This is a genomic window from Streptomyces sp. NPDC047130 (assembly GCF_040643475.1).
Lineage (GTDB): Bacteria > Actinomycetota > Actinomycetes > Streptomycetales > Streptomycetaceae > Streptomyces.
Genome location: NZ_JBEYUK010000004.1, coordinates 231,108 through 250,758, shown reverse-complemented (window position 1 = coordinate 250,758; position 19,651 = coordinate 231,108). Strand labels below are relative to the sequence as shown.

Here is a 19,651-nt window from a genome sequence, read left to right as displayed (position 1 = left end):
CTGCTCTCGGCGGCCGGCCTCGGTCGGGAGCCGGGGAGGCCCCCTCATCGCGGCTGTCGGCCTCGCCGAGAAACCGGGAAGGGCCTGCTCACCGCTCTCGGCCCCGCCGAGAAACCAGGGAGGTGCCTACTCCCGGCTGCCGGCCCGCGCCGAGAAGCCGGGGACTTCCGCATCGCGGAAGCCGGGAGCGGACTACTCGCAGCTGTCGGCCGCGGCGATGAGACGGGCCGCCTCACCGAGCGCGCGGCGCAGGACGGCCGGGTCGGTGGCGAGCCCGCCGGACACCGGGGGGAGCAGCCAGTCCGTGCCCTCGACCCGGTGCACGCACCGGCTGCCGGGAACGTTCCACCGCTCCGCCGTCCCGGACGGCACCACGAACCCCAGCGTCCCGCCGCGGTCGTCGTGCAGCACGGGGCCCACCGCCTCCACGAAGTGGCGGCGCAGGATGTCCACCGCCTCGAGTCCCTGTCGCGTGGGAACGGTCACCACGTCGCCCCACACCGTCACACGGTCGTGTCGCATCTTCGGCCTCCAGGGACCTCAACAGCTCAAAACCGGCAGTAGCCCATAGCGTGAATTCAACGTCAGTGAACCCCCGGCGGACACGGACGGGCGGCCGTTCCCGCCAATCCGCTCCCCTTCGCCACCCCTCGCAATCCGGCCATCCGTCCCGGAAGAGCCCTCACGTCACCCCTGCCCCGCCGCACCGCGGTGCGGGCCCCGGAGCCCGTGCCGAAGCGGCGGGGCCCCGCGCCGCTTCGGCACGGGGCCCCGCACGGGCCCACCCACCGCGGCGATCAGACCGCCACGGCCGCCTCGGAGGGGGCCAGTTGGCTGCTCGCCAGCCTTCGGTACGTCGTGTCCTTCGCCATCAGTTCGGCGTGGTCACCGCTGGCCCGCAGGCGGCCGTCCTCCAGGACGAGGATGCGGTCAGCCTCGACGACCGTGGAGATGCGGTGGGCGATCGTCAGTACCTGGCAGCGGGTGCCCACGGAGGCGATCGCCCTTCGCAGCGCGCCCTCGGAGTCGGAGTCGAGGTGCGAGGTGGCCTCGTCGAGGAGCAGCACGTCGGGCCGGGCCAGCAGGGCACGCGCGATGGCCAGGCGCTGGCGCTGGCCGCCGGAGAGACCGGTGCCGCCTTCTCCCAGCTCGGTGTCCAGGCCGTGCGGCAGCGCCTCGACCACGTCCTGCAGGTGTGCCGCCCGGATCGCCTCCTCGATCTCGTCCTCGGTGGCGTCGGGGTGGGCGTAGACGAGGTTCTCCCGCACGGTGCCCCGCATGAGAGGGGACTCCTGCTCCACCAGACCGATGCGGCCGCGGAGTTCGCGCAGCGGAAGCCGGGCCGCGTCGACGCCACCGACCCGGATCGTGCCCCGCTGCGGGACCCGGAAGCGCTCGATGAGCTGGAACAGGGTGGTCTTCCCCGCCCCGGACGGGCCGACGACCGCGGTGACGCCGGTGGGCGGGAGGGAGAAGGAGACGCCGGCCACGGCGGGCGCCGCGGCCTCCGGGTAGCTGTAGGTGACGTCCTCGAACTCGATCGCCGGAGACCGCCCGGTCGCGTCCGCGGCGCCTTCGGCAGCCGCGCGGTGCCGGTCGTCCCGCGGCCCCCCGGCCCGCTCCGTCTCCTGCGCGCCCTCGGCCTCGACCTCGACCTCGATGGCGGAGAGCTCCCGCACCCGGTCGATGGCCGCCCGTCCCTGCTGGAACTCCGCGAGCGACATGAAGAGCAGCACGAGCGGCGACACCAGGTAGAACAGGTACATGATGAACGCGGTGAGGTCCTCGGCCGGCAGGTCGCCGGTGGCGGTGCGGGCCATGCCCCAGGCGATCACCGCGGCCAGCGACACCTGGGTACCGACGTTCATGGTGGGCAGCATCATCGCCGACAGCCGGGTGACGTCGATGCCGCTGCGCCGTGCCGCGCCGGCGAGGCGGGCAAGACGCTCGCTCTCCCGTTCCTCGGCGCGGGAGGCCTTGACCGTGGTGAGGGCACCGAGGACCCGCAGCAGGCCGGAGCCGTACGCGCTGGTGTCCTCCCGGTTGACGGCGGCCGCCCGGCGCACGGCGCGGGCGACGGCGAGCGACCCCGCCGAGGCGACGCCCAGGCACCCGACGGTGACCAGCAGCAGCTTCCAGTCGAGCCAGGCCATGACGGCCACGCAGCCGACGGTGGTGAGCCCGGACGTGATCATCTGCGCCACCGAGGACGACAGGGCGACCCGTGCCACGGAGGTGTCGGCGACCGTCCGGGTGAAGACGTCGCCGTGTTCGAGCCTGTGGAAGGCGGTCATCCGGGCGTGCAGCAGCCGACCGGTCAGGGTCGTGCGCAGGTCGAGGACGATGTTCTCGCCGGCCCGGCCGATGAGGTAGAAGTGGACCCCCGCGAGGAGCGCGTCCGCGGCGAAGAGCATCGCGATGACGACGATGGGCCACAGGACCGGCCGGTCCAGGACGACGGCTTCGATGAGGTCGCCGATGAACAGCGGCTGCACCAGCGTGGCGGCGGTGCCGGCCAGGCCGAGCAGCGTGCCGGCCCCGAGTATCAGCTTGTTCCGCCGGACTGTCTCGGAGATGTTCACTTCGCGCCCTTGCCGAAGGCGGTCGCGGCGATCACGGACACGGCGACGGCGAAGCCGAGCCCGCTGATCCATGTCTGTGCGGTGAGTTCACCGTCCTTGAACATCAGCAGCATGGCGGGGGTGGTGAACAGGAGAGCGATGACAAACCACATCACCCGGCTGGTCGTCAGCACGATGGTGTCCTCTTTCCTCGGTACGGTCAGGCGGCGACGCGGGCGGTGTACCAGTCGTAGGGCTGCATCTCCTCCGCCGGGACCGCCTGCTCCACCGTGAAGCCGGCGGCGGCCAGGCACTCCTCGACCTCGGCCCGGTCGATGAGCAGCACCTGTTCGCCGAAGGAGACGGGGGCCCGGTCGGGCTCCTCGATCAGGGTGCTGACGGTCAGCACGTCGTGCTCGTCGATACCGGCGGTGAGGGTGGTGGTGCCGCTCCCGCCGGGTGAGGGCACGGTGACGGTGCCCAGTCGGGCCGTCATCCGGTAGACCTCGGTGGCGTAGTACTCCATGCATAGCACGCCGCCCGCGTCGAGGACGTCCCTGACGTGGGTGAACGCCGCCACCAGCTCGTCCCGGGTGCGGACGCAGCAGAGCGAGCCGAGCATCGAGTAGGCGGCGCCGAAGCCCGGGGCGAGAGGCAGCGGTTGGCGGAAGTCCGCCTCGACCAGGGTGACGTTCGGCGGGACGGACTTGGCCCGGAAGCGGTCCAGCATGGGGCGGGAGTTGTCCAGGCCGACGACCTCGCGGGCGATCCCGGCGACCGGCACCGCCATCCGGCCGGTACCCACCCCGATCTCGAGGACGCGGGCGCCGGTGACGTGGGGCCGCAGCTTCTCCAGGGTGGGCTCCGCCGGCACGTTCGCGGAGATCAACGCGTCGTACACCGATGCCGCGGCGGATCCGTACTGCACGTCCTGGATCACGGTGTCACCTTCTCGTAGTTGAAGATCACGTCGTACTTCGGGTCTTCGCTGTGGTCGTACCCGGCGTAACGCACCAGCATGATCTGCAGGAGCGGGTAGCCCGGCTCCGGCGTGACGCGCCGTCGGACGAAGTCGACGACCAGCTGGTACGCGCTCCGCTTGGCCTCGTCGTGCAGCGGCGTCATGGCCCCGGTGTTGTGCAGGAGGGTGGACGCCACGTCGAACACGGACTTCTCCATCCGGCGCCCGGGGAACCAGATCGCGTGGACCAGCTTGCGCGGGGTGATGGAGTACACGGCGCGCCACTCGGTGTGCCGGGACTTGTCCTCGGTGGCGAGCCGGTAGAGGAAGTGCTGGTCCTCGACGGCCGGGTTGGGCGCGAAGAAGCGCCAGTTGGGGATGAGGATGCCGGTGCCGGTCTTGTCGAGTTTCCGCAGCTTGTCGTAACTGCGGTCGGGGTGCTGGGAGAAGACCGTGGCCACGAACCATCCGGCGAACACCGCGGGCACGATGCCGTTCAGGATTCTCGACGCCTTCACGCTGCGGCCTCCGTCCTCTCGTCGGTGTCCTGCGCGTCGCCGGTGTCCTGCGCGTCGTCGGTGTCCTGCGCGCCGCCGGTGTCCTGCGCGCCGGAGCGTCCGCGGACCACCTCGTCGACGAACGCCTGCACCAGCTTGGCGGTCTGCGGGGCCAAGGCGGTGCTGCCGGTGATCGCGAGATGGCTGGAGCCGGGGACCACCGAGACCTCGCCGCCGGCACCGCTGTCGACGTACTCCTCGTACAGGTCGCCGTGCTCGGGGGTGTTGTCCATCGTCGCCTGGGCCGCGACGACCGACACCGGGACGTCCAGCCGGTCCAGCGGCCGGCCTCCGTCGAGCATGAAGGCGTAGGCGTACCGCCACTCGCGGCGCGAGGACCGCCATGTGGTGATCGAGGAGCCTTCCAGACGCAGGGTCCGGTGGTACGGGCTCTCCTCGGCGAACGCGAAGAGGTTCTTCTTGTCGATGAGCAGCCCGCCGCCGAGGAGCACCGTCTCGGGCCCCAGCCTGATGGAGAGGTTGGTGGCGCGGGAGCCCTCGCGCTGCTTGCGGGAGTGGAGGAGTTCCCGGGGGTGGGTGGGGTCGATCAGCACCAGCCCGTGGACGCGCCCGGGCAGCACGGCGGCCGCCCGGTGCACGAGGTAGCCGCCGAGGGAGTGGCCCGTCAGGACGCACGGTCCCGGTTCGCCGGCGGCGCCGCCGAGCGACCCGGCGCTGTCGACGACCACGTCGACGAGGTCGTCCACCGACTCGCGCAGGGAGTAGTCCTCGTTGCACCGCCGCAGGGAACCGCGGTAGCCCGCACGGTCGTACAGGACCACGGAGACCGAGGGGTCGAGGTGGTCCGCGAGCAGCAGCCAGGCCGCCGAGGTGCTCATCAGCCCCGACTCGCAGACGAGCGTGGGCCCGCCGGGCAGTCCTCGGCGGACGTGGTAGTCGACGAGGTTGCCGCTGCGGCAGCGCACCCGCCGTCTCTCGTAACCGGCGTGGCCGCCGGTGGACCTCCAGGTGGAGTACACCTGGTGCGCGACTCCCGCGGCCACGCTCGCGCCGAGCCCCGCCGCGGTCAGCCGGGGAAACGTCCACAGGCTCACGCCGCCTCACCGGTCCCCTTGGCCAGGGCACGCACCGACGGGTACGTCGCCACGAACGCCCAGGCGAATCTGGACAGACCCATGAAGCGGGCGTTGACCACGTGGAAGACGCCCATGGCGGTCAGGCCGGCCCCGATGTACTTCCCCCGGCCCAGCAGGAGCAGCGGGAACGCGCATTCCAGCGCCAGCACGGCGTGGCCCGTCACCCGGGACAGCGCCGGGTACCGCTCCAGCTGCTTGTAGAGCCACTCGTCACCGTAGGTCTCGGTGCGCATGATCTTCACCAGCGCGTCCCCCGACCGCCATGCCTCCCCGGGGAGCTTGGCCCATCCCGAGGCTCCGTAGGACAACGCGGTCTGGGCCCCGATGAACTGCACGGCGGCCTTGCGGGACTCGTCGGTTCCGCCCGCCCGTCCGAGCGCGGCCGCGCTCTGCACCAGGAAGGAGACCTGGTCGGAACCGTCGGTGCCGAACAGGTGCCGGGGGTAGATCAGCAGCTGGGTGCCCGCCAGGTAGGCGTCGGCGAGCATCCGGACCTTGTTGTTGCGCACCGGGGCGATGAGCACCAGGGAGGCGAGGGCCCGCGAGCCGTGGATGGCCTGGGTCACGGGTTCGCGGGCGACCAGGTCCCGGATCCTGCGGACCGTCCTGGTCCTGCTGGGTACCTGTGCCCTGGTGTGGGTCCAGTCGTTCAGGCCGCCCGGCTCCCGGTCGGTCCTGCGGACCATGTACTCGAGGCTCGACAGCAGGTGGGTGACGGCGGAGAGCCGCTCGGCGGTGCTGAGCGGTCTCGCGCACGCCGATTCGACGGCCTTCCGGATGTGCGACAGCATGCACTGCTCCTGACGGGGGACGGTCTTGGGCGCCTTCGGCCCGGCAGGGCCGGTGACCGGGAGCGGGGACTCGGCCGCTCGGGAGGCCGAGTCCCCGCCCCCGGTGGGTGTCACCTCTGCCGGACCGGGCGCCCGGGGCTACTTCTGGGCGTTGGCGACGGCGGCGCCGACGCCCGCGGCGGCCACCAGAACGGCGCTCGCCTTGCCTCCGGCCACGACACCGGCGACGAAGGCCGCCGGAGTGGCCATCACGGGCGCGACAGCGTCCTCGGCCATCCGGCCGGCACCTGCGTTCACCTTCTTGAGGAGCATGGACATGGGGATTCCTCCACTGTCTGGATGAGAGTTCGGACGGATCAGTTCGCGACGGCCTTGTAGGCCGCGTACGCGGCACCGACCACGGCGCCCGCGCCGACCACCGCGCCGGCCGCCTTGGCCGCGGCCGCGCAGCTCAGCACGACGCCGGTGACGACCGGGGTGGCCATGACCGGAACGGCCCCGCCGGCGAGGTCGCCGGCCTCCAGCGCGCCCTGCAGCGTCTCGTCGACATTCACCTTTTCAAGCAGCACGGCGTGTCCCTTCCTTGGGAACGAGGGATTGATTTCCTGGACTTTTCCATTGCGACACGGTCACGACGGCCCGCATAAGCACCGGCCAGCTCCTGCCGACGCTGCAGTCCGATTCCTCCGACGCACGCCTGCGGGGAATTACAGGCATGACAAGGAGACCCGGCGGGAAAGTTCCCCATCGATCCCACGGGTTTCACCGGACGGCCGGACCGCCGCCAGGTGGTTCAGTCCGAGGAGAAATCACCGATGGCTCGGCCAACGATTTGCGGCATTGCCTCCCACCTCCCCGAACGACCGAGTGACCATGGAAGAGGAAGCGTTTCGAGGGCCGCTGCCGACGGGCTCCTTCCGCCCCCCGCCCCGCTTTCCTTCCACACTGTCAACCTCGGTGGGCTTCCGGATGTATGACCCCGTGGCGGAAATTTTTCGAACGGCGCGCTCGGCGCCGGTGCGTGCCGCCAGCACGGCGGTGCGCATGGCCCTCAGCCCGCCCAGCCGCGCGCGGGACACCGTGCCCCGGTGCACGCCGAGCAGCTCGGCGGCGCCGTCGATCGAGTATCCCTGCACGTCGACGAGGTACACCGCGGCCGCCTGCTTCCGGGACGCGGTGGACAGGAGCCGCTCCATCTCCCACCAGGCCTCCCGGTCGGCCAGCGGATCCCTCGGGTGCGGCCGGTCCGGAATCTCCCCCATGAGGGCGTCCTGCACCCCGTTTCGGGACATGTCGTAGCACGCCGTGATCACTGCCCGTACGGCGTAAGCCTGCGGATTCGGATGCGAAAGCCAGGATTGGGAATACTTGAAAAGCTTGAGACAGGTGACCTGCACCGCATCCTCCGCATCCTGGTCAAGAATGCGCGACGCCTGGCGTCTCAACAACGGGAGCACTTCCCCGATGGACTCCTCTACACCCCGTCGGCGCATCTGGGTGTTCTCGGTCACAAAACCCCCACAGTCCAAGCGAAGACGACAGGGACTGGCCTCCCCGCCGCTTCACACGGCCTTCACGACGGCATGACTATAGTCAAACTTGACCTGTACTTTACACTGGCGCCCGACAGGAGTTGAGGAAGATCTGAGGTCCTCGGCCTGTCGGCGAAGGCAGCCGGCGGGGCATCCTGAAGCCCTGCCTTTGCGGCGCCGAATTCGTCCGGGTCGGGGAAGGAAGCATGACGGAATTCGAAGGAATTCACATAGAGGCGCGGGACGTCTGGCGCCGCTACGGGAGAGGGAAGGACGCCTTCGACGCCGTACGCGGTGTCAGCTTCACCGTGCGCCGGGGGGAGCTCTTCGCCCTCCTGGGCACCAACGGGGCCGGTAAGACCTCCACCGTCGAACTCCTGGAGGGGCTGGCCTCACCGCACCGCGGCGTCATCCGTGTCTTCGGCGACCTCGACCCGGTCGCCGACCGCGCGCGGATCCGCCCGCGGACCGGCGTGATGCTCCAGGAGGGCGGATTCATCTCCCATCTGACGGTGCGGGAGACCGTGCAGATGTGGGGCGAGCTCACCTCCCGGCCCCGGCCCGTCGAGGAGGCCCTGGACCTGTCGGGCCTCGCCCACCGGCAGAAGGTGGCGGTGCAGAACCTCTCCGGCGGCGAGAAGCGGCGTCTGAACCTCGCCGTGGCCACCCTGTCCCACCCGGAGCTGCTCTTCCTGGACGAGCCCACCGCGGGGATGGACGCGGAGGGCCGGCACGCCACCTGGCAGCTGATCCGGCGCCTCCAGGAGGGCGGCACGACGATTCTCCTCACCACCCATCACCTGGAGGAGGCCGAGTCGCTCGCCGACCACCTGGCGATCATGCACCGCGGCAGGATCGCCGCTGCGGGAACGGTCTCGGAGATCGTCGCCGAACACGCCTCCACCCTCTCCTTCGACCTGGAGGACGAGCACCAGGACGGCCTCCCGTTCTCCGGTCGGTCCGTGAAGCGGCGCGGCGTGCGGGTCACGGTCACCACCGGCTCGCTGCAGAAGGACGCCACCACCCTGCTGAACTGGGCGGCCGGCCGCGGCCTCGAGCTGGGCAGGTTCGCCGCGCAGCCGGCCACTCTGGAAGAGGCCTTCATCAGCATCGCCCGGCGCGGAGACATCACCGGTGGCCAGGAGGAGGACGAGTGAACAGCCCGAGCGCACGGCACATGTGGACCCTGTTCCGCGTCGAGTGGAAGCTCTTCAACAGGATCAGGACCAACTACTTCTACGCGGTCCTGGTCCCCCTGATGCTGCTGATGATGATGCGGTTCGTGCAGGAGCAGATGGACCTCGCCGCACACGGCCTGGACGCGGGCCCGGTCATGGTGGCGACCGCTGCGGGCGTCCTGCTCATCTTCTCCCTCTACTCCTCGGTCACGGGTCTCTACGTGGCGCGCCGGGAAGAACTCGTCCTGAAGCGCCTGCGGTCCGGCGAGGTGTCGGACCCGGTCATCCTCGCGGGTGGCGCCTCCCTGTACGTGGCCCTCACCGTCGTGCAGATCGTCGTGGTCTCCGCCGTGCTCTCGCTGATGTTCGGCTCGGCGGTCCGTCAGCCGCTGTCCGCGGTGGCCGGCCTGCTGGCGGGTGTCGCGCTGATGTGCACGATGGCCGCCGCGACGGCGGCGCTCTGCCGCACGGTGGAGGCCACCCTGGTCGCCACCCTCCCCGCCATCTTCGTGCTGCCGATGATCTCCGGCGTCTACGTTCCGCTCGACGTGCTGCCGGACCCCCTCGCCCAGGTGCTGGCGTACGGCCCGATGACCGGCGCGGTGGACCTCGTCCGGTCCGGCTGGACCGGTGAGCTCGGGTGGGCGGCGGGTTTCGCACGGTGGGCCGTCACCCTGGTGTGGGCCGGTCTGTTCGCCTGGATCGCCGCCCGCCGCTTCCGCTGGGAGCCGCGCGTCTGAGCGGGCGGGCGGGTCGCGCCGGAAGCCGCCCGGAGAAGGAGCCCCGCGGCGGACGACGGTCCGCCGCGGGGCCCTCCCCTTGCCGGACCGTGCCGCCGGGCGCGGCGGGAAGGTCAGCCGGTCCGCCGGCGCAGGCGCCGCCAGACCGCCTTGGCGGCGTTGTGCCCGGACATGCCGTGCACACCGGGCCCCGGCGGGGTGGCCGACGAGCAGATGAAAACCGCGGGGTCCCCGGTGCTGTACGGGAACGGGGTCACCTTGGGCCGCAGCAGCAGCTGCAGGCCCGACGCCGCACCGCAGGCGATGTCGCCGCCCACGTAGTTGGCGTTCCGGGCGGCCAGTTCACGGGGCCCGGCGACCGCCCGGGCGAGCACACGGTCCCGGAACCCGGGCGCGAAGCGCTCCAGTTGGCGTTCGATCGCGTCGGTCAGGTCTCCCGTCCAGCCGTTCGGCACGTGACCGTACGCCCAGAAGACCTGCTTGCCCTCGGGAGCGCGTGAGGGATCCGCGACGCCCGGCTGCACGGTGATCAGGAACGGGGGCTCGGGAGCGCGGCCCGCGACGGCCGCCGCGTGGAGGGCGCGGGCGATCTCCGCCCGGCCCGCGGCGACCTGCACGGTCCCCGCCCTGCGGGCCTCCGGCGCCGTCCAGGGCACGGGACCGTCGAGCGCGTAGTCGACCTTGAAGGCCGCCGCTCCGTACCGGTAGCGCGGGTAGGTGTCCTTCAGTCCGGCGATGCGCGCCATGGCGGTGGGCGAGGTGTCGAAGACGTAGGCGCGGGCAGGAGGGAGGTCCCCCAGCCCTTTCACCTCGACGCCCGTGTGGATCGTGCCCCCGAGGTCCTTCAGGTAGGCGGCGAGCGCGTCCGATATGGACTGGGAGCCTCCCCGGGCGACCGGCCATCCGCGGGCGTGCGCCGCGAGGGCGAACACCAGGCCGACGGCGCCGGTGGCCGGTCCGCCGAGCGGCGCCATGACGTGGGCGACCAGTCCGGCGAACAGCGTCTTCGCCTTCTCGTCGTGGAAGCGGCGCATCAGCAGGCTCGACGGCTGGAGTCCGGTCAGGCCGAAACGGGCGAGGGTGACCGGATCCCTCGGCAGCGCGGTGGACGGCAGCGCCATGAAGTCGGCGAGCAGCGTGTCCCAGCGGGGCAGCAGCGGTTCGACGAGCCTGCGGTAGACGCCGGCGTCGCGGGGCCCGAACGAGGCCGCGGTCTCCGCCACCGAACGGGACAGCACGGCGGCGCTTCCGTCCGGGAAGGGATGCGCCATCGGCAGCTCGGCGTGCGCCCACCGCAGGCCGTACCTCTCCAACGGCATGGCCCGGAAGGCGGGCGAGTTGACGCCCAGCGGGTGGGCCGCCGCACACGGATCGTGGCGGAAGCCGGGAAGGGTGAGTTCCTCGGTGCGTGCCCCGCCGCCGACCGTGTCCCGCGCCTCGAAGACCGTCACCGACAGCCCACGCCTGGCGAGTTCGACCGCGGCGGTCAACCCGTTGGGTCCCGCGCCCACCACGGCCACATCGAGCGATGACGACACCTGCAGCAGCTCCTTCGGTCGACCGTCGGCTCCGGCGTCGGCCAGGATACGAGGGGCGGCGGCCGGTCCCGGCAAGGGGTTCCCGACCGGGCGGAGGACGGTTGTCGGTGGCAGATGCCACACTTCCCCGGGTGAGCGAATACCTGAGCGGCCCGCGCCCCGGTCGGGGCGGTCCGGGCCCCGAGCCGAACCAGTCGCCCGGGCCCGCCGAGGGCCGCGGCGAGGGCCCCGAGGGCGGGCCGGCGCTGCGGCAGCGGCTGGCCGACCTGCGTGGTCCGGGCGTGGACGCCAAGCCGCTGGACGCCCGCGCCCTGGCGGCGCTGGCCGCCAACCCGGGCTGCGACCGGCGGGCGCTCCTCGACGGCGCCGGCGTGGACAAGACGGCGCTGGCGAGCGCGCTGGGCGCGCCCGCGCCGTTCGGCCAGTCCCAGTTCGCCTTCACTCGCGGGCACGCCTTCGAGGCCCGGGTGAAGGGCGACGGCGGCGCGGAGCTGCTGCGGCTGGTGCGCGAGCGGCTGGATCCGTCCGCCCCGGAGCCGCCGCCGGGCGGTGCCCGGGTGCCGGACCTGGCGGCCACGGGCCCGCAGGGGCGTGCCGGCCGGACGGCGCTGGCGCTGCGCGAGGCCTCCGCCGCGGCCGCGGCGGAGGGCGCGTGGACGCTCCTCGACCACCCGATGCTGGCCCTGGAGGTGGCGGGGACGCCCGCCTTCCTGGAGCCGGACGCGGTGGTGGTCCACCCGGACGGCACCTGGACGGTCGTGGAGATCAAGTCGTTCCCGATGCTGGACGGTTCCGCCGACGCCGCGAAGGTGGGCGCGGCGGCCCGCCAGGCCGCGGTGTACGTGCTGGCGCTGGAGGACGTGGCGGCGCGGATCGACCCGTCGCCGCAGGTGCGGCACCGGGTGCTGCTGGTCTGCCCCAAGGACTTCTCGAACCTGCCCACCGCCTCCGCCGTGGACGTCCGCAAGCAGCGCGCGGTGACGGCGCGGCAGCTGGACCGGCTGACGCGGGTGGAGGAGATCGCGTCCGCCCTGTCCCCGGACGCCTGCTTCTCCCCCGGTCTTCCGGCCGGGCGGCTGGCGGAGACGGTCGAGTCGGTGCGCGCCGTGTACACGCCGGAGTGCCTGGCCACCTGCGAACTCGCCTTCCACTGCCGCGCCCGGGCCCGTGAGGACGGCGCGGTGACGGTGCTCGGCCGGTCCGCGCGGGCCGAGCTGGGCGAGCTGGCCGGCGTGGAGACGGTGCTGGCGGCGGCCCACGGCGAGGCGGGTGACGCCTCGGACCCCGCGGTGGCCGCGCTGCGGCGGGCCGCCCGGCTGCGGGAGGAGGCGCTGGCATGTCGCTGATCACGACCCTGGCCCGGCTGGAGGCGATCCGGGTGGGCCGCGCGCAGCCCGCCGCCACGGTCCGCCACCGCCACCTGTCGGACCGCCCGCTGGTGTTCGTGCCGCTGACCACGGCCGGTGAGGCGGGCGCCCCGCTGGGCGCGCTGGTCGGCCGCGACCGGGACGAGCCGCGTCTGCTGGTGGTGCCCCAGCCCCGTGACCGTGACCTGCGGTCGGCGTTCCTGGCCGAGCTGGCCGACGTGGTGCTGCCGTACGTCGAGTCCTTCGCGGACGACGTGGAGCTGGTGGCGGGCAAGGAGGCCGATCCGGAGACCGGCCGGCAGGTGACGGTGGAGCGGGAGCTCTGCGTGGACGCCCCGCAGCTGATCGTGCCGAGCCGGGCGGGCGTGGATCTCGTCCGGCTGCTGGGCCGTTCCACACGGTTCCGCCGCACCGCCGAGCAGGACCCGGAGACGGCGTACCCGGCGCCGCCGCGGGTGCCGCTGCTGGGCCGCTGGTTCACCCACTTCGGCGAGCGCGCCCGGGTGCCGGGCTCGTCGCTGCTGCTGGCGATGACCGATCTGCTCTCCCGGCACTGGGCGACCGGCCAGTCCAGCCTGGAGGACCAGCACCTGGGGGCGCTGCTGGCCTGGATCGATCCTCCGCGGGAGGAGGGGCTGACCGGCGCCGAGGCGGCGCTGCGGGCCGAGGTGGGGCGTGACGCGGAGGGCCAGTTGCTGTGCCCGCCGGCGGGCCCGGCCACCGACCCGGCGTTCGACAACCGGCTGCTGGCCCCCGCGATCGAACGCTACGACCGGGCGCGTGCCGCGCTGGCGGCGGCCGAGGACGGCGTGGCGGCGGACGCGCTGCTGGCCCACCTGTCGGAGGCGGAGCGGGAGATCCGCGAGCTGGTCCGTTCCCGCACGTTGCCGACCTGGGAGAACGTCTGGCGGGGCCTGGACCTGCTGCGCGAGCTGCCCGAGGCGGCGCACCTGCCGGACCGCTGGACGGGCGACCGGTGGTCGTACACCGCCCACCGGGACCGGGTGGCCTCCGGGGAGCCTCCGCAGCCGCGGATCGACGACGCGGTGACGGCCGCCCAGAAGCTGGCCCGCCGCGAGCGGGAGCAGGCGAAGCTGGACGCCCAGGAGGCGCTGGACGACCCGCTGGTGCTGGCGGCCCGGCGGCTGACCGGCGAGGCCTTCGTCGGCGAGGTCGTCGACGTCACCATGACCTACACGGAGACCAAGCGGCCCGGCCCGCGCCCGCTGGTCACGCTGCGCACCGACGACCGGCCGCACCTGGGCGAGAAGGCCAAGGTGTACCGCTCCCTGGACGGCAAGCCGCAGACGGCGCAGTTCGTGGCCGTCGAGGAGGAGGACGGCGGCCGGGACCCGGAGGGCGGCGGCCCGCTGCTGGTGGTGCTGCGGATCGTGGACAGGATGGGCCGCGGCAAGGAGCCCGCGCTCGGGTCGGTGCCGGAGAAGGGCGACCGGCTCTGCTTCACCCTCTTCGAGCACGCGCCGCGCGGCGGACCGAAGCTGCCGGACCCGGAGAACACCCCGTGGACGCACGGCGGGCCGCCCACCGACCCGGCACCGCTGCCCGCCGCCGACCCCGTCACCGAGGAGGACCTGCTGTGATCACGTCCCCCGGCGCCGCCGGCGCCGCGGCCTTCGACCCCGGCGCGGAGGCCGCCCGCGTCACCGGGGAGATCCTGCGCGACACGTCGGCCGGCGCGCACCGCGGCGTGGTGGTGGACTCCCCGCCGGGCGCGGGCAAGTCCACGCTGGTGGTGCGGGCCGCGCTGGAGCTCGCCGACGCGGGGCGTCCGCTGATGGTGGTCGCGCAGACCAACGCGCAGGTGGACGACCTGGTGCTGCGGCTCCACGAGAAGCGGCCCGACCTCCCGGTGGGCCGGCTGCACAGCAGCGACGCCGACGCCTACGACAAGGCGCTGGAGGACCTGGACAACGTCCTGCTCTCCGACAGGGCGACGGCGCTGGCCGGGCTGCCGGTGGTGATCTCCACGGCCGCCAAGTGGGGCCATGTGAAGCCGTCCGACGCGCACTGGGAGCAGGCGATCGTCGACGAGGCGTACCAGATGCGCTCGGACGCGCTGCTCACGGTGGCCGGGCTGTTCGACCGGGCGCTGTTCGTCGGCGACCCCGGTCAGCTGGACCCGTTCTCGGTGGTCGGCGCGGAGCAGTGGGCGGGGTTGTCCTACGACCCGTCCGCCTCCGCGGTGACCACGCTGCTGGCGCACAACCCGGGGCTGCCGCAGCACCGGCTGCCGGTGTCCTGGCGGCTCCCCGCGTCGGCGGCGCCGCTGGTGTCCGACGCGTTCTACCCGTACACGCCGTTCCGCGCGGGCACCGGGTTCGACGACCGGCGGCTGACGTTCGGGGTGCCGTCGGACGGGTCGGGGCCGGACCGGGTGATCGACGAGGCGGCGGTCTCCGGCTGGGGCCTGCTGGAGCTGCCGCACCGGCTGACGCCGCGCACGGACCCGGAGGCGGTGCGGGCGGTGGCCCTGGTGGTGCGGCGGCTGCTGGACCGGGGCGGGGCGGCGGTGTCGGAGCGGTCGCCCGATCCGGTGCCGCTGACCCCCGACCGGGTGGCGGTCGGCACGGCCCACCGGGACCAGGCGGCCGCGGTCCGCGCGGCGCTCGCCGAGCTGGGCGTGCGGGACGTCGTCGTGGACACCGCCAACCGGCTGCAGGGGCGGGAGTACGACGTCACGGTGGTGCTGCATCCGCTGTCCGGGCGGCCGGACGCGACGGCTTTCCACCTGGAGACGGGGCGGTTGTGCGTGCTGGCCTCGCGGCACCGTCACGCGTGCATCGTGGTCTGCCGCGCGGGGGTCGCCGACCTCCTCGACGACCACCCCTCCACGGAGCCGGTCCAGCTCGGGGTCACCGTGAAGTTCCCCGACGGCTGGGAGGCCAACCACGCCGTCCTCTCCCACCTCGCCGAACACCGCATCACCTGGGCCCCCTGACCCCGCCCCCGCCGCCGCCCGGCCGGTCCGCCGTGCGGGCCCCCCGGCTCCCGACGCCCCGCGCACCCGGCCCGGCCGCCCGCGGGGCAGCCGCAGGGGTTACGTGACCGTGGCGTTGGGGGTGAGGAGGTCGGGGATGTGGTCCGGGGGGACGGGGCGGCTGTAGAGCCAGCCCTGGCCGGTGTCGCAGCCGATGCGGCGGAGCCGGGCCGCCTGCGCCGCCGTCTCCACCCCCTCCGCGGTGACACTGAGCCCCAGCCGGTGCGCGAGCTGCACCATCGCCTCGACGATCACCTCGTCCGCCGCGTTCGGCGCGGCCCGGTCGCCGTCCTCGTACTGGAAACCGCGCACGAACGATCCGTCCAGCTTGAGCACCGACACCGGCAGCCGGCTGAGGTAGGCCAGGTTGGAGTACCCGGTGCCGAAGTCGTCGATGGCGATCCGCACGCCCATGTCGCTGAGGGCCTGCAGCGCCTTGATCGGCCGCCCCGCGGACCCCATCAGCGCGGACTCCGTGAGCTCCAGCTGCAGCAGCCCCGGCTCGAGTCCCGTCTCCGCGAGGATCCGCGCCACGTCCGCGACCAGGTCGGAGTCCCAGACCTGCCGCACCGCCACGTTGACGCTGACGAACAGCGGCCCCTCCCCCGGATGGTCGAGCTGCCACCGCCGGGCCTGCCGGCAGGCGGTCCGCAGGATCCACCGTCCGAGCGGCACGATGGAGCCGTCCTCCTCGGCCAGCCCCACGAACCGGTTCGGGGAGAGCATCCCGAACTGGGGGTGGTCCCACCGGACCAGCGCCTCGACCCCCCGCACCCGCCCGTCGGACATGCCGACCAGCGGCTGGTACTGGAGGACGAACTCCTCGCGCTCGATCCCCGGCCGGAGCGTGGAGACCAGCGCCTGCCGGGTCATCCGGTGCGCGTTGCGCTCGGGGTCGAACAGCGTCCAGCGGGACTTGCCGTCGGCCTTCGCCCAGTACAGCGTCGTGTCCGCGGCCTGCATCAGCCCGGTGGCGGTGGTCCCCTCGGCGTGCCGCTCGACGACGCCGATGGACGCGGAGACGGAGAGCCGCTGCCCGGAGAGGTCGAACGGCGCCTGCAGCGCGGTGAGGACCGATTCGGCCAGGTCGGCGAGCTGCTCGGTGCCGGTGGAGTCCTCCACCAGCAGCGCGAACTCGTCGCCGCCGAGCCGGGCCACCAGCGGCGCGCCCGTCCGGTTGAACCCGGCCTCGTCGGCGCACCGGGTGAGGCGTTCGGCGACGGCGGCCAGCAGCCGGTCGCCGACCCGGTGGCCGAGCGTGTCGTTGATGGCCTTGAACCCGTCGAGGTCCAGGTAGCAGAGGCCGACCCGGCCGGTGCCGACGTCGGAGCCGACGGCGTTCTCCAGCGCGTTGGTGAGCCGTTCGAAGAACAGGCTGCGGTTGGGCAGGCGGGTGACCGGGTCGTGCATCTGAAGGTGGCGCAGCCGGGCCTGGAGCTCGCGGCGGGCGGAGATGTCGGCGACCGAGAGCAGCACGCCCTGTTCGCCGCCGGTCAGTGGGGTCACCGTGACCTGCGCCCAGAGCGAGTGGCCCTCGGGGTGCTTGAGCCGGCGGGTGCACCGCAGCACCGCCTGGCGGCCGCGCAGCACCTCCCGGTACGCCTGCCAGGTGCGCGGGTCGGCGGCCAGGTCGACCAGGTCGGCGGCGACCCGGCCGGCCAGGGCGTCCGGACGGGGCGCTCCGAGCAGCCGCGCCAGGGTGGCGTTGGCGCCCACCACCAGCCCGTCCGGGGCGACCACCGCCATGGCCAGGGGCGCGGCCGTGAAGGCGGACCGGTAGGCGGGGTCGAGGGCGAGCAGCCCCTCGCCGCCCGCGGGCGTGACCTGCGCGGACCCACCACGCTCCGTGACGGTCTGGCCCACGCGATCCGGGGCCGCTGCCGGACCTTCGGACGTTCCGCTCACCGCTTGCTCCCGCAGTGCACTCGATCTTCGTATGGGTAGTCCGGGTCGGGAAGAGTCAGGAAAGTGTGCCGATCATAGAGGCAGCCCACAGGCCCTTCCAGCCGTTCATTTCCGCACCGGGGCAAACCACCCCGGCGACAGATCGCTTGCGTCCGGAAATGGACACGTTGCTTCGTCGACCGATCAATTGTGACGTTCCGTGACCGAAGCTCCGTTCGAGTTCCGGCCGGGGCGCCGGGACGCCGTGGTCGCGCCTCACCCTTCCGGGCCAGACGAACAGGGCATCTCTGCACACCATCACACAGTCTGGGTGCGGTGTCCCGGAAATCGCGCCCGGAGGTAGACGTGCCGTGTCCACTCCCCTTCCCCAAGGGGTCCCGCCGCCGTCCGGGCGTGCGGACCACGGCGGCCGTGGCCACCACGCTGAGCGCACTCGCCGCGACCTCGATCATCGCCCACCCCTCCGCCGCCGGCACCGGTCTGGAATCCTGCGCGCTGGAACGCACCTCAGCCCACCACTCCGAGGGCCTGGACACCTGGAACGCCCACTACCCCCGCCCCACCCGGCCCCTCGACGCGGTGATGGTGTTCCTTTCCTTCCCTGACTCGGACCCGCTCACCACTCCGGCGCAACTGGTGGCCGACCATTTCCCGCTCACCAGCGAGTACTTCGAGAAGGCCAGTTACGGACGCTTCACGGTCCGCCCGCACCCGGGGCGCACCTGGCTGCGGATGCCGCGCGCGTCCACGGAGTACGCCATGCAGCGCGACTGGGGCGCCCCCGAACGCGCCGCGTACCTCCGCGACGCGCTCTCCGTCGCCGACCCCGTGGTCGACTTCTCGCGGTACGACATCGTCTACCTGGTCGCCGACCCGGACGCCCCGGGCGTCAACGCGGACGCCACCAAGGTCGTCAACCTCTCCAGGCCGCTGCGGGCCGACGGCACGGACCTGCGGCGGGTGGTCACCGTCTTCGAACGGCATCCTCCGGACCGGCTGGTGCTGGCCCACGAGACCGGCCACGTGCTGGACCTGCCCGACCTCTACCACCGGCCGGTGGACGGCAAGGGGGACTGGGACACCCACGTGGGCGACTGGGACCTCATGGGCAGCCAGTTCGGGCTCGCGCCGGACCTCATGGGCTGGCACAAGTGGAAGCTGGGCTGGCTGGAGGCGCAGCAGATCACCTGTGTGCGCGGCGCCACCCGGCTCACCCTGGAGCCGCTGGGGGTGGGCGGCGGGACGGGGCGGGGCGACCCGGAGACCGGCGTCGGGGCGGCGGCCGGGTCCGGGAACGGACCGGCGGGGCGGCGCCCCCAGGAGGCCGGGGCGTTCGGCCTCGAGGCGTTCGGGGCCACCGGCGCGGCCGGGGCGGCCGGCTCGCCCGCCGCGATGCCGTACTTCGGCCTGGGCGGCGGCACCAAGCTGGCGGTGGTGCGGACCGGGCCGGACAGCGTGCTGGCCTTCGAGGCCCGCGGCCCCGTGGGCAACGACACCACCACCTGCTCGGAGGGCGTGCTGGTGTACCGGGTGAACGGCGGCACGGACTCCGGGAAGGGCCCCGTGGAGGTGGTGGACGCCCACCCCGGGACCTCCGCCTGCCCGGAGAGCTCGGTGTACCCGCCGCTGGCCGACGCGCCGGTGGCCGCCGGGGAGAGCTTCACGGTGCCGGGCGAGGGCGTGCGGGTGCGGGTGGAGGGGCGCACGGCGTCGGGGGCGTGGACGGTGCAGATCACGCCCGCCCCGGACACGACGGAGGCCCGGTCCACGTCTCCGTGAACCGGGCCTCCGGTGTCGGTGCGCCGCCAGGGACTCGAACCCCGGACCCGCTGATTAAGAGTCAGCTGCTCTAACCAACTGAGCTAGCGGCGCCTGCTGACGAGGTAGACCTTAGCACCCCGGTCGGGGTGACGAGAAATCGATGGTCACGCGCCCCTCACCGGGCGGTCACGTGGGCCCGGGCGCACCGCGGTGGCCGGCCGGACCGGGGGCGTCCTCGACGCCGCGCAGCAGGTCACGCCCGAATTCGACCATCTTCACCGCGTAGTCCTCGGTCCAGTCCGCGCGGGCCGCGATGTCGGCGGTGGAGAGCCGGTCGAAGCGGCGGGGGTCGGCGAGCTGGGCGGCGGCCATCGCCTGGTACTCCACCGCGCGGTCGGCCGCGGTGCGGAAGGCCACGGTGAGTTCCGTGGCCCGGGACAGCAGCGCCTCGGGGTCCTCGATCGACTCCAGGTCGAAGAAGTGCTCGGGGTCGGCGGCGGCCGCCGCCGGCTCGAAGAGCAGGGGCGCGGGGCGTAGCCGCGGGGGGTTCTGTCGCGGCGTGTGCTCCGCCATGCGGGTCTCCGTTCCTCACGTTGCTGTCTCGTGCACCGCCATCCATTGTCCCGCCCCCCGCAACCCCCGCCTTTGGCCCCGGCTTCCCCGGC

Annotated in this window: 19 protein-coding genes and 1 tRNA gene; 6 read left to right on the top strand and 14 right to left on the bottom strand. The window is 73.1% G+C overall.

The genetic code is table 11. From position 1 onward, the window contains the following. Positions 1 to 192: 192 nt before the first annotated feature. From ABZ836_RS08485 to ABZ836_RS08440, 10 genes are all read right to left on the bottom strand, one after another. Positions 193 to 522: a hypothetical protein gene (locus ABZ836_RS08485; RefSeq protein WP_356135588.1), complete on the bottom strand. Its 330-nt coding sequence runs from the start codon at positions 520 to 522 to the stop codon at positions 193 to 195. Between the two features lie 275 nt (positions 523 to 797). After that, the gene (locus ABZ836_RS08480) at positions 798 to 2,582 is read right to left on the bottom strand and encodes an ABC transporter ATP-binding protein (RefSeq protein ID WP_361140671.1); all 1,785 of its coding nucleotides are present in this window, start codon (positions 2,580 to 2,582) and stop codon (positions 798 to 800) included. Continuing rightward, positions 2,579 to 2,755 (bottom strand): hypothetical protein, encoded by a 177-nt coding sequence (locus tag ABZ836_RS08475; protein WP_356135584.1) that lies wholly within the window; start codon positions 2,753 to 2,755, stop codon positions 2,579 to 2,581. The genes ABZ836_RS08480 and ABZ836_RS08475 overlap by 4 nt, the downstream gene beginning before the upstream one ends. Positions 2,756 to 2,781: 26 nt before the next feature. Beyond that, positions 2,782 to 3,501 (bottom strand): class I SAM-dependent methyltransferase, encoded by a 720-nt coding sequence (locus ABZ836_RS08470; protein ID WP_356135582.1) that lies wholly within the window; start codon positions 3,499 to 3,501, stop codon positions 2,782 to 2,784. Further along, positions 3,498 to 4,040 (bottom strand): hypothetical protein, encoded by a 543-nt coding sequence (locus ABZ836_RS08465; protein ID WP_356135580.1) that lies wholly within the window; start codon positions 4,038 to 4,040, stop codon positions 3,498 to 3,500. The genes ABZ836_RS08470 and ABZ836_RS08465 overlap by 4 nt, the downstream gene beginning before the upstream one ends. After that, on the bottom strand, positions 4,037 to 5,134 hold the full coding sequence (locus tag ABZ836_RS08460) for an alpha/beta hydrolase (RefSeq protein WP_361140666.1): 1,098 nt from the start codon (positions 5,132 to 5,134) through the stop codon (positions 4,037 to 4,039). Before ABZ836_RS08460 ends, ABZ836_RS08465 begins: the two co-directional genes overlap by 4 nt. Further along, complete coding sequence (locus ABZ836_RS08455; protein ID WP_356135577.1) at positions 5,131 to 5,967, bottom strand: hypothetical protein; 837 nt, start codon at positions 5,965 to 5,967, stop codon at positions 5,131 to 5,133. The genes ABZ836_RS08460 and ABZ836_RS08455 overlap by 4 nt, the downstream gene beginning before the upstream one ends. 138 nt (positions 5,968 to 6,105) lie before the next feature. Beyond that, the gene (locus ABZ836_RS08450; protein WP_356135575.1) at positions 6,106 to 6,285 is read right to left on the bottom strand and encodes a hypothetical protein; all 180 of its coding nucleotides are present in this window, start codon (positions 6,283 to 6,285) and stop codon (positions 6,106 to 6,108) included. Positions 6,286 to 6,323: 38 nt separating this feature from the next. Then, on the bottom strand, positions 6,324 to 6,536 hold the full coding sequence (locus ABZ836_RS08445) for a hypothetical protein (protein ID WP_356135573.1): 213 nt from the start codon (positions 6,534 to 6,536) through the stop codon (positions 6,324 to 6,326). A gap of 240 nt (positions 6,537 to 6,776) precedes the next feature. Then, a complete protein-coding gene (locus tag ABZ836_RS08440) occupies positions 6,777 to 7,478 on the bottom strand; it encodes an RNA polymerase sigma factor (protein ID WP_361140661.1) in 702 nt (233 codons plus the stop codon). Between the two features lie 227 nt (positions 7,479 to 7,705). Between ABZ836_RS08440 and ABZ836_RS08435 the strand changes: the two genes are divergently transcribed. Both ABZ836_RS08435 and ABZ836_RS08430 read left to right on the top strand, forming a co-directional pair. Further along, positions 7,706 to 8,656 (top strand): ABC transporter ATP-binding protein, encoded by a 951-nt coding sequence (locus tag ABZ836_RS08435; protein ID WP_361140658.1) that lies wholly within the window; start codon positions 7,706 to 7,708, stop codon positions 8,654 to 8,656. Further along, on the top strand, positions 8,653 to 9,417 hold the full coding sequence (locus ABZ836_RS08430; protein WP_361140655.1) for an ABC transporter permease: 765 nt from the start codon (positions 8,653 to 8,655) through the stop codon (positions 9,415 to 9,417). The genes ABZ836_RS08435 and ABZ836_RS08430 overlap by 4 nt, the downstream gene beginning before the upstream one ends. A gap of 113 nt (positions 9,418 to 9,530) precedes the next feature. Here ABZ836_RS08430 and ABZ836_RS08425 read toward each other — a convergent pair whose 3' ends face one another. Beyond that, complete coding sequence (locus ABZ836_RS08425; RefSeq protein WP_356139291.1) at positions 9,531 to 10,955, bottom strand: NAD(P)/FAD-dependent oxidoreductase; 1,425 nt, start codon at positions 10,953 to 10,955, stop codon at positions 9,531 to 9,533. 245 nt (positions 10,956 to 11,200) lie between these two features. Between ABZ836_RS08425 and ABZ836_RS08420 the strand changes: the two genes are divergently transcribed. Genes ABZ836_RS08420 through ABZ836_RS08410 form a run of 3 tightly spaced genes read left to right on the top strand, consistent with a single transcriptional unit; the run spans position 11,201 to position 15,281 of the window. Further along, positions 11,201 to 12,301 (top strand): hypothetical protein, encoded by a 1,101-nt coding sequence (locus ABZ836_RS08420; RefSeq protein ID WP_361140875.1) that lies wholly within the window; start codon positions 11,201 to 11,203, stop codon positions 12,299 to 12,301. Continuing rightward, the gene (locus ABZ836_RS08415; RefSeq protein WP_361140652.1) at positions 12,292 to 13,923 is read left to right on the top strand and encodes a hypothetical protein; all 1,632 of its coding nucleotides are present in this window, start codon (positions 12,292 to 12,294) and stop codon (positions 13,921 to 13,923) included. The genes ABZ836_RS08420 and ABZ836_RS08415 overlap by 10 nt, the downstream gene beginning before the upstream one ends. Further along, a complete protein-coding gene (locus ABZ836_RS08410; protein WP_361140873.1) occupies positions 13,923 to 15,281 on the top strand; it encodes an AAA domain-containing protein in 1,359 nt (452 codons plus the stop codon). Before ABZ836_RS08415 ends, ABZ836_RS08410 begins: the two co-directional genes overlap by 1 nt. 99 nt (positions 15,282 to 15,380) lie before the next feature. Here the strand turns inward: ABZ836_RS08410 and ABZ836_RS08405 are convergent, their stop codons facing one another. Continuing rightward, the gene (locus ABZ836_RS08405; RefSeq protein WP_361140649.1) at positions 15,381 to 17,225 is read right to left on the bottom strand and encodes an EAL domain-containing protein; all 1,845 of its coding nucleotides are present in this window, start codon (positions 17,223 to 17,225) and stop codon (positions 15,381 to 15,383) included. Between the two features lie 315 nt (positions 17,226 to 17,540). Here ABZ836_RS08405 and ABZ836_RS08400 point away from each other — a divergent pair, with 315 nt between their 5' ends. Then, positions 17,541 to 19,004 (top strand): M6 family metalloprotease domain-containing protein, encoded by a 1,464-nt coding sequence (locus ABZ836_RS08400; RefSeq protein WP_356139296.1) that lies wholly within the window; start codon positions 17,541 to 17,543, stop codon positions 19,002 to 19,004. Positions 19,005 to 19,023: 19 nt separating this feature from the next. On the opposite strand, the gene ABZ836_RS08395 is transcribed toward ABZ836_RS08400, so the two are convergent. Then, positions 19,024 to 19,097: transfer RNA gene (locus tag ABZ836_RS08395), tRNA-Lys, on the bottom strand. Positions 19,098 to 19,172: 75 nt separating this feature from the next. Next, positions 19,173 to 19,559 (bottom strand): hypothetical protein, encoded by a 387-nt coding sequence (locus tag ABZ836_RS08390; protein ID WP_356139298.1) that lies wholly within the window; start codon positions 19,557 to 19,559, stop codon positions 19,173 to 19,175. Positions 19,560 to 19,651 lie beyond the last annotated feature (92 nt).